8 protein-coding genes and 1 other RNA gene are annotated in these 8,655 nt (G+C 66.1%); 3 read left to right on the top strand and 6 right to left on the bottom strand.

The window, feature by feature from the left end; all coding sequences use genetic code 11:
* Window positions 1-103: 103 nt before the first annotated feature.
* From purF to radA, 3 genes are read right to left on the bottom strand one after another with little or no spacing between them, the layout of a single operon-like run.
* Window positions 104-1,609, bottom strand: a complete 1,506-nt coding sequence (purF, locus tag NOG11_RS12410; protein WP_256620078.1) for an amidophosphoribosyltransferase — start codon at window positions 1,607-1,609, stop codon at window positions 104-106.
* A 24-nt stretch (window positions 1,610-1,633) separates the two neighbouring features.
* Window positions 1,634-2,134, bottom strand: coding sequence for a CvpA family protein (locus tag NOG11_RS12405; protein WP_256620077.1), 501 nt, complete (start codon window positions 2,132-2,134; stop codon window positions 1,634-1,636).
* Window positions 2,135-2,165: 31 nt separating this feature from the next.
* Complete coding sequence (gene radA / locus NOG11_RS12400; RefSeq protein ID WP_256620076.1) at window positions 2,166-3,515, bottom strand: DNA repair protein RadA; 1,350 nt, start codon at window positions 3,513-3,515, stop codon at window positions 2,166-2,168.
* A 382-nt stretch (window positions 3,516-3,897) separates the two neighbouring features.
* Here radA and NOG11_RS12395 point away from each other — a divergent pair, with 382 nt between their 5' ends.
* Entirely contained in the window at window positions 3,898-4,626 is a 729-nt protein-coding gene (locus NOG11_RS12395; RefSeq protein ID WP_256620075.1) for a VPLPA-CTERM sorting domain-containing protein, read from the top strand.
* 216 nt (window positions 4,627-4,842) lie between these two features.
* Complete coding sequence (locus tag NOG11_RS12390) at window positions 4,843-5,133, top strand: SEL1-like repeat protein (protein ID WP_256620074.1); 291 nt, start codon at window positions 4,843-4,845, stop codon at window positions 5,131-5,133.
* Window positions 5,134-5,147: 14 nt separating this feature from the next.
* Here NOG11_RS12390 and NOG11_RS12385 read toward each other — a convergent pair whose 3' ends face one another.
* The 3 genes from NOG11_RS12385 to NOG11_RS12375 form a co-directional block, all read right to left on the bottom strand.
* Window positions 5,148-5,741 (bottom strand): 5-formyltetrahydrofolate cyclo-ligase, encoded by a 594-nt coding sequence (locus NOG11_RS12385; RefSeq protein WP_256620073.1) that lies wholly within the window; start codon window positions 5,739-5,741, stop codon window positions 5,148-5,150.
* An 83-nt stretch (window positions 5,742-5,824) separates the two neighbouring features.
* A non-coding RNA gene (ssrS, locus tag NOG11_RS12380) (6S RNA) lies at window positions 5,825-5,982 on the bottom strand.
* Window positions 5,983-6,164: 182 nt separating this feature from the next.
* Window positions 6,165-7,274, bottom strand: coding sequence for an alpha/beta fold hydrolase (locus tag NOG11_RS12375; protein WP_256620072.1), 1,110 nt, complete (start codon window positions 7,272-7,274; stop codon window positions 6,165-6,167).
* A 392-nt stretch (window positions 7,275-7,666) separates the two neighbouring features.
* Between NOG11_RS12375 and NOG11_RS12370 the strand changes: the two genes are divergently transcribed.
* Window positions 7,667-8,587, top strand: coding sequence for a glycerophosphodiester phosphodiesterase family protein (locus tag NOG11_RS12370; protein ID WP_256620071.1), 921 nt, complete (start codon window positions 7,667-7,669; stop codon window positions 8,585-8,587).
* The last annotated feature ends 68 nt before the right edge of the window (window positions 8,588-8,655 follow it).

The raw sequence follows: 8,655 nt of genomic DNA, 5'->3' as shown, positions 1-8,655 counted from the left end.
CGTAGGCCATGGGTCCCGGATCAGCTTCGCTGTCCGGGATGACGGGGTAAGGTGCCGTACCGCCCAGAAGAGGTGGCCGCCTCCGGCGTCCACCCTACGGGCCTTACGCCTCGCGAAGGAGCGAGAGCTGGGCGTGGCGCTCGCTGCTCGGAGCTTCCTGGTCGCGAAGCGCCGTGGGGTAGTCGCCGGTGAAGCAGTGGTCCGTGAAGGCAGGGGCGTCGCCGTCGCGGGGGCCTTTGCCGAGCGCCCTGTAGAGGCCGTCCAGGGACAGGAAGGCGAGGCTGTCGGCGCCGATCTCGCGGCGCATCTCCTCGACGCTGTGAGAGGCGGCCATCAGCTCCTTCTGCGACGGCGTGTCGATGCCGTAGAAGTCGGGATAGATGATCGGCGGGCAGGCGATCCTAAGATGGACCTCCTTCGCACCGGCCTCGCGCATCATCTGGATGATCTTCGTCGAGGTGGTGCCGCGCACCAGGCTGTCATCCACCAGGACGACCCGCTTGCCCTTGACCACGCCTGGATTGGCCGAGTGCTTCCGCGCCACGCCCTTCTCGCGCACCTTCTGGTCCGGCTGGATGAAGGTCCGGCCCGAATAGTGCGAGCGGATCAGCGCCATCTCATAGGGCACGCCCGAAGCCTGAGCGAAGCCGATGGCGGCGGGCACGCCCGAATCGGGGATCGGCGAGATGCAGTCCGCCTCCACCGGCGCCTCTTCCGCGAGGGTGCGGCCGAGACGTTTTCTCAGATCGTAGACGCTCTCACCGTCGACGAAGCTGTTGGGCCGGGCGAAGTAGATGAGCTCGAAGATGCAGGGGCGGGGGCGCTGGCCCTCCGCGGTCAGGCGGCGCGAGGTGAGCGAGCCGTCGGCGCCGCAGATGACCACCTCGCCGGGCTCCACGTCGCGCACGAACTCGGCGCCGATGAGGTCGAAGGCGCAGCTCTCGGAGGAGAGCACATAGGCATCCCCGAGGCGGCCCAGAACGAGGGGCCTGATGCCCACGGGGTCGCGCACGCCGATCAGATGGTTGGCGGTCAGAACGGTGAGGGCGAAGGCGCCCTCCACGGTCCGCGCCGCGTCGATCACCTTGTCGGCCAGGGTGATGCCTCGGGAGAGGGCGGTGAGCTGGACGAAAAGCTCGCTGTCCGAGCTCGTATGGAAGATCGAGCCCTTGGAGATCAGCTCGCGCCGCAGGAGCGTGTTGTTGGTCAGGTTGCCGTTGTGGGCGACCGCGATGCCGCCCCGGTCCACTTCGGCGAAGAGGGGCTGGACGTTGCGCAGGTTGCCGTCGCCTGCGGTCGAGTAGCGGGTGTGGCCGATGCCCGCCCGCCCCGGCAGCTTGGCCAGCACCTCCTCGGCGTGAAAGTGGTCGGCGACCAAGCCGAGCTGGCGGTCGGCATGGAAGCCGTCCTCGCTATGGGTGATGATGCCCGCCGCCTCCTGGCCTCGGTGCTGGAGGGCGTGGAGGCCGAGGGCGACGATCGGCGCCGCCGGGCCGTCATGACCGATGATGCCGAAGACGCCGCACTCCTCGTTGAGGGCGCGGGGCAGGGGCGGGCGCTCTGCCAGAGCCCGTTGTTCCCGCCGCAGAAAGCTCGATACCTGACGCATGATATGATGTCCCGGTGACGCCCGTCAGGGGGAGATGGGCGAAAGCGAAGCCTTTGACAATTCCGTGACGGAAAACTCAGCTTTGCGGAGGAGGGCGTCCGCCGTCGCCTCCAGCGCCGGGGCGAAGAAGCTGCCGGTGATCCAGCCCGGCAGCGCCGCTCCGTCGTGATAGGTGATGACGGTGAAGACCAAGGCGGCGGCCAGCACCCAGCCCCTCACCAGACCGAAGAGAAGCCCCGCCACCCGGTCGTTGCGGAACACCTTCTTCCCGACGAAACGGCGGATGAGATAGGCGCCGAGCAGGCTGACCAGAAGGTCACCGACGAAGAAGACGGCGGCGAAGACGGCGATCTTGGCCGGAATGCCGCTCACATAGGACGCAGCCCCCGCACCGAAGAGGTTGAGGAACAGAAAGCCGCCCAGGATCGCCAGCAGCGTCACCGCCTCGCGTAGGCCCCCTCGGTACCAGCCGATCAGGCTGGAGACGGCGAGGATGGCCAGAACGAGGAGGTCGAAGACGGTCACGCCGCCTCTGTTGCCCTGCTCGGGTGAAGTTTCAACTACCGGTCAGCCAGGTGGCTGCTTCTTGCAGGGAGGAGAGGGGGACGTAGGGGATCGTGTCGCTCTCGAGCCCCGCTGGCCCGGCGGTCCGCACGAAACCGAGCTTGGCCGATTCGGTGAGGCGCATGGCGCCCTGGGCCGCCGGTCTGATCTTGCCTGAGAGGCCGATCTCACCGAAGGCCGTCGTCCTGGCGGGGACGGGCGTACCCTCCTTGGCGCTGATGAGCGCTAGAGCGGCAGCGAGGTCCGCCGCCGGATCGGTGATTCGGAGGCCCCCCGCCACGGACAGGAAGACGTCGTCGCGGCCGAACTCGACCCCGCTCCGGGCGGAGAGCACGGCCAGGAGCTGGGCGAGACGTCCGCTGTCCCAGCCCACAACGGTGCGTCTGGGCTGAGCGAGCTGGCTGGGGATGACCAGGGCCTGAAACTCGCAGAGGAGCGGCCTAGAGCCCTCGGTCCCGGCGAAGACCGCCGTGCCCGGCGTGTCCTCGTCGCCTTCGCCGAGGAAGAGCGCCGAGGGGTTCAGCACCTCCTTGAGGCCGCTGCCCTGCATCTCGAAGACGCCGATCTCGTTGGCCGGGCCGTAGCGGTTCTTCACCGCGCGGATGAGGCGGAAGCTGCGCCCGTTCTCCGCCTCGAAGTAGAGCACCACATCGACCAGGTGCTCGACCACGCGGGGGCCCGCGATCTGCCCCTCCTTGGTGACGTGGCCCACCAGCACCACGGTGCAGCCGGCGTTCTTGGCATAGCGGGTCAACTCCGACGCGCAGGCTCTTACCTGACCCACCGTGCCGGGGGCGGAGGGGATGTCGTCGGACCAGAGGGTCTGGATCGAATCGATGATCAGGAAGTCCGGCTTGTTGGCCTTCACCGTCTGCAGGATGTCCTTGAGCGCCGTGCCCACCGCGAGCTGAAGCGGGGCGTCCTCGAGACCCAGTCGCGAGGCGCGCAGCCTGATCTGATCGAGAGCCTCTTCGCCGGAGATATAGAGCGTGCGCTTGCCGTCCTTCGCGGCGGCCGCTGCGGTCTGAAGAAGAAGCGTGGACTTGCCCACGCCGGGATCGCCGCCGACCAGAAGCGCCGAGCCGGGAACCAGACCGCCGCCCAGCGCCCGGTCGAACTCCGATGCGCCGGTGCCGAAGCGGGGAGGGGGCGCGGCATGGCCTGTCAGACCCTCGATGGGCAGGCCGCGCGCCTTGGTCTTCTTGCCGCTGGAGGGGGCGGCGAGGGCGTCCTGTTCGGGCTCGATGGTGTTCCAGGAGCCGCAATCGTCGCAGCGACCCTGCCAGCGGCCGTAGACGCTGCCGCAGGACTGGCAGACGAAGCTTTGTTGGTTGCGAGGCATGTTCACCCTTTACCCCAATCGAGGTGGGTGTGAAGCCGTCCGAGCCAGGTTTCTCGCGCTATCCGCGACTCCGAAGTTCCCCCCACATCCCGCGGCTGTGCAGCGCACCATACTCACGCAGATGTGTGCGCGATTCAGACCTTTACCGGAGATTTACCAGGAGCGATCCGTTGAGATGCCTGTTGGAACCTGCAAGACGTGAGCCAAGAAGTATCGAGCAAGTTAATACGTCAGCCCGTAGAGTTCACAGGCGCGTGATGACTTAACTATTTCTCAGTCCAAGTTGCTCGCGCTTGGTCAGAGGGGAACGTGACGGCGGTGGATACCATGTTTTGACATGGTCTTCGTTTGCTCGTCTCAACATGAGTATCTGAGGGGAACTATGAAGACCAAGCTTTTGACATCCGCTGTCGCTGCGATCGCGCTGATGGGTGGCGCCAATGCTTCCGCAGCAACGCTGATCATCGATGACTTCCTGACGCCCGGCGGCACCAGCGACCTCGCTTCCAGCCCCGGTTCGACCACTGGACCCGAGACCAACATCGACACGATGGCCAATCCTCGCGATTTCGAAACGCGCCAGGTGACGGTCACCGCCAATGGCGGCTTCGTCTCGAACGCAGGCGCCACCGTCGGCATCAGCGACAGTTTCGCTTCGTTCAGCTCCGACTCCGGTGTGAGCTTCGATGCGGACGTCGTCTACAGCAGCTCCGATCCGGTGAACCTGCTGCTCGACGGCATTAACGAGCGTTTCCAGATCGACCTCGTCGCTGGTGACGGTACCGGCACCTTCTCGTTCACCGTGACGGACGAGGACGGCGAATCGGCCACGGTCTCGCAGACCGCCGGCGCCGGTGATCTCGGCCTGACCGAGTTCTTCTTCTCGAGCCTCGTCCAGGACGATGACGACGGCATCGACGTCGACCTGACCAGGATTACCCAGCTCGTCTTCTCCGTCTCCAGCGGCGACGACACGGGCCTCGACTTCACCATCGACCTGCTCGGCATCACCACCGACTCGCTGGCCGAAGTGCCGCTGCCCGCCGGTGCACCGCTGATGATCGCCGGCCTCGCCGGGATCGCAGCCTTCCGCCGCAAGCGCGCTGCGTAAGCTCGACGAGAGCATACCGAACGAAAAAGGGTCCCGCCGGGACCCTTTTTTGTGGAAAACGCCTTAGCAAAAGATGACGGTTAACAAGTCTTCGTCTTGGTTAAGCGGCAGTTTCCATCCGCTCAATATCCAGTAAACAGGCGCTTCACCGGATCTTCACTTCAGACTTTCACTGTCTCCCAAGGTTAACACAGCAGATCAGCCGGGGAGGCTACCATGTCGATCGAAACACGCCTTGATGAGTTCCTACGCGCCGAGCCCATTCCGAGCGCTGCGGAGATGTACCGTTTGGGCATCGAAGCTTCGACCGGCGCGTCCGGCGGCGAGATCGACCTCGTCGCTGCCCATAAATGGTTCAACCTCGCCGCCCTCCAGGGCAACGAGGAAGCCATGTTCCACCGCCGCCAGCTCACCGAGGAGATGGAGCCGCGCCAGATCGCTGCCGCCCAGCGCTCGGCTCGCGAATGGCTGCGCAAGCACCGCCCCGCCGTCACCGCCGCTGCGTAGGCACTGAAGCCCTTCTAGCGGCGGCGGGCAAAGGCTTTGTAGCCCTGCTCGCTGACGAAACCGTCGAGGAACTGATCCTCCGGGCCGACCGGGAAGCGATCCGCCATCTGGGCCGCATAGCCGTAGCCGATCGCTGTGACCTCGCCCTCCTCGCGCAGGGCGGCCAGGGTCCGGTCGTAATAGCCGCCGCCCATGCCCAACCGGGCACCATCGGGTCGCACCGCAAGAAGCGGCGTCACCACGATATCGGGACGCCTTCTCTCCGCCTCGCCTGACGGCTCCATTATGCCGTACCGCCCCTTCACCAGGGGCTTGTCGATCTCGAACAGCCGGAAGATCAGCGGCGCGTTCTTCGTCTCCACCACCGGAAGCAGCACAGCAGCGCCAGCCTCGGCGAGGGCTGCGGCCAGATGTGCCGTATCGAGCTCGTCTCCGACGGGGTGGTAGAGGGCGACGGCCTGACCTTCCTTCGGCTCGAGCGCTCCCATGAAGTAGCTGGCCGCGAACTTCGCCGCCGATGGCTGCCTCTTGGCAGCGTCCGAGCGCAAAGCCTTAGCCCTCTCGCGGAAGGCCTTCTTCCAGTGGATCAGCGGTAGGGGAGGGAGCATGGCTGCGTTCTTCGGTGGCGGACGAAGGCCCGTCCTACCGCAAAGCGGCTCGGGCTCTACAGAAGACCGCAGCTACAGCGGGAGAATGTGCCGCACCGGCCGTCGGACAGTATATTCGCCCTGGACCCGAAGGTTCAGGTGGGCGCCGCGTAGTAAGGGCCACGACCCAAGCCAGAGGCAGCTCCCGAGAATGTCTGTAAGGCCCCGGGGAATGATGTCCTAACGGGCCGGGCAGCGAAGGGTGAAGGTAGGGCGCCTGTCCAGGCTCCGCAAGGGGTAGTCAGGGGAGGCGGTGGGTCGGTACGTACAGCTTCGGGGAGGACTGGCGCCGCGCCTACCTCTCCCTCCGAGAGCGACAAGCTTCCAGCGATAGGGCGAAGCCTGCCTTCATCACTACTAGTAGCTGCCGGATAAGGCGTCGGACTACAGACCGGAGCCCACCGTCTCTGCCTCCAGCAAACCGTTCTTCCGTGCGAAGGCCAGGACGGCAGCTTGAAACCGGTCGGGGGCATCGAGATGTGTGTAGTGGCCCGCTCCTTCGATCAGAAGGATGTCCTTCCAAGGCGCGGACAGGGCTTCCTCGTAACGGATCACGAGCTCGGCCGGGCAGATCCAGTCCTCCGTACCGGAGATGGCGAGGTAGGGAACATCAAGGGCTGGCACGTCCTTGCGAGCATCGAAGGCCAGGACGCCGGAGATGACCTCGTTCCACTGCGCCCACCAGTTGGGGTGCGGGGCGATGAGCGCGCAGATCGTTCCCTCCGCCCACATCAGATTGCAGGCCTCTCGGGGAGAGTGCGTCGGGGTGGTCAGTGTCGTCAGCCACCGCACCTGCGGAACGTGCCGCTCGGCCACCCGCTCCATGCCGAAGCGCCGAAGAAGCTCTCTCTGCTTCGCCACCGCAGCGAAGTCGATCATCAGCGGATCGTCCGACAGGGTCAGCGTCTGGGGAAGGGAGGCGGCGGCCTCCGCCGTCACCGCATCGCCTGCGGCTAGGGCGCGGCGCTGCAGCTCGGCAGTGGAGAGGGCCGATCCTTCGGGCCAGTCCACCGTCTGACCGATGGTGACGATTCCCGAAACCTTGCCCGGCGAGCGCTGCGCGATCCTCAGAGCGTGGATCGAGCCGAGCGAGTTGCCGATCAGCAGCACGCGGCGCCCGGCGAACCTGCTGCGAAAGCGGTCCAGCACGGCCTCCACGTCTGCCGTGTATTCTTCGAGGGTCGGGGTATTCTCATAGGGCTCGCCTCGCCCGACCCCGAACTCGGCATGGGCGACGACGAAGTGGTCTTGGAGGCGGCCCGTGAACTCGGCGCTGTAGGGCACGGCGCTTTCGCCAGGCCCGCCAGGCAGGAACAGGAGAAGGGGCGCCTCCGCGTCCCGTCCCCGAACGAAGAGCGCGTGCTCGGTCCCCCGCGCGCTGACCTTCTCGACCAGGACGATGCCTTCGGCGCCGACGGATCGCCATTCGGTCCAGCGCGACCCCCTCATGCCGCCGTAAACCGTCAGCGGTAGGACGAGCGCGGCGAGCAACACGATGGCCCCCACGCGCAAAGCAGCTCGTCGCATCGGCAAATCCCCCTTGGTCAAATGGGTTCGACTACATTTTAGACGCCCACACAAGCGAGCCGGAGAAGGGAGGGGCCGCAGCTTATGGGTCAGTTCGAACATTCAATAGAGAACCGGCACTGCACCTAGCTGTCCCTTCGGGTGAGGGCCGTTCGTGATCGAAGTTCGTGCTGCCACTCGCCCTCACTCGACATCGGAGATGTCGATCTCCCAGAGGGAGAGATGAGCGCGGTCGCATCCCAATGGGAACACCTGCCACCTTCGTTCAAAACTGGCCCACTGCCCGACTGCACGATCAATTTCGCTCAGCGGTGATTCTTGGTATAGCGCCGCCGGGACGAGATCAGGGGGTTCTTTTCATGAGACGTGCAGTCGCGGCGGTACTCGGTTTTCTGGCGGCGGGGGCCTGTGAGCAGGGGGAGGAGCTGCGGGCGGTGACCCTCGATACCAGCGGCTACCGGACGGCGGCGGGCTACCTCTCCTGCCTGGAGGGCAAGGCCGCCGTGGTCAGCGCCCACCGGGGCGGCCCTGCGCCTGGCTACCCCGAGAACGCAGTGGAAACCTTCGAGCACACCCTGTCCCAGATACCGGCCCTCATCGAGACCGATGTGCGCGAGACGAAGGACGGCGTTCTGGTCCTGCTCCACGACGAGACCGTGGACCGCACCACCACCGGGTCCGGTGCTCTCTCGGAGATGACCCTCGCCGAGGTGAAGGCGCTGCGGCTCGTCGATATCGAGGGCACGGAGACGGCGTTCCAGGTTCCCACCCTGCAGGAGGCGCTGGAAGCGATGCGCGGCCGCACCGTACTGCAGCTCGACGTCAAGCGAGGCGTCGGCCTCTCCAAGGTGGCGAGGGCGGTGAAGTCGGCTGGCGCGGAAGAATACGCCGCCATCATCACCTACACGGACAACGGCGCGGTCATCGCGGCGAACCAGGGCCGCAACCTCACGGTCATCGCGGGCGCGTCCAGCATGGCCGAGGTGAGGGGCCTGACCGACCGGGGGGTGGCGGAGGAGCAGCTCGTGATCTGGGTCGGGGTCCTGCAGAAGGAGAACTCCGCCTTCTGGGAACAGCTCGGCGAGAAGGACCTGCCGACATCAGGCGGCGCTCTCGGCCGCTTCGACGACCGGGCGTCCATGGGGGCGGCCCGCGTCTATGCGGACCTCGAAGAGAGCGGCCTCGACATCATCGCCACCGACCGCCCGCTGGAGGCGGCGCGCGAGATCGGCACGAAGGACGTCGAAGAGGCGGCGGCGGCCTGCAAGCTGCCTGCCTGAGGCCTAGGGCCTTCCCCAAACATCATGTTCGGCTGGCCGAATAGGTTGCGGCGTAGCGGCCGGCTTCT

Origin of the sequence: Parvularcula maris (genome assembly GCF_024505085.1) — a bacterium.
Classification (GTDB): Bacteria; Pseudomonadota; Alphaproteobacteria; order Caulobacterales; family Parvularculaceae; genus Parvularcula; species Parvularcula maris.
Note: the sequence above shows the minus strand (reverse complement) of the source record. Positions and strands in the feature narration are given on the sequence as shown.

Excerpts from the sequence above, each read along its gene's own strand:
- purF (WP_256620078.1), bottom strand. The coding sequence starts at position 1,609 with ATGCGTCAGGTATCGAGCTTTCTGCGGCGGGAACAACGGGCTCTGGCA.
- radA (WP_256620076.1), bottom strand. The coding sequence starts at position 3,515 with ATGCCTCGCAACCAACAAAGCTTCGTCTGCCAGTCCTGCGGCAGCGTC.
- NOG11_RS12395 (WP_256620075.1), top strand. The coding sequence starts at position 3,898 with ATGAAGACCAAGCTTTTGACATCCGCTGTCGCTGCGATCGCGCTGATG.
- NOG11_RS12390 (WP_256620074.1), top strand. The coding sequence starts at position 4,843 with ATGTCGATCGAAACACGCCTTGATGAGTTCCTACGCGCCGAGCCCATT.
- NOG11_RS12385 (WP_256620073.1), bottom strand. The coding sequence starts at position 5,741 with ATGCTCCCTCCCCTACCGCTGATCCACTGGAAGAAGGCCTTCCGCGAG.
- NOG11_RS12370 (WP_256620071.1), top strand. The coding sequence starts at position 7,667 with ATGAGACGTGCAGTCGCGGCGGTACTCGGTTTTCTGGCGGCGGGGGCC.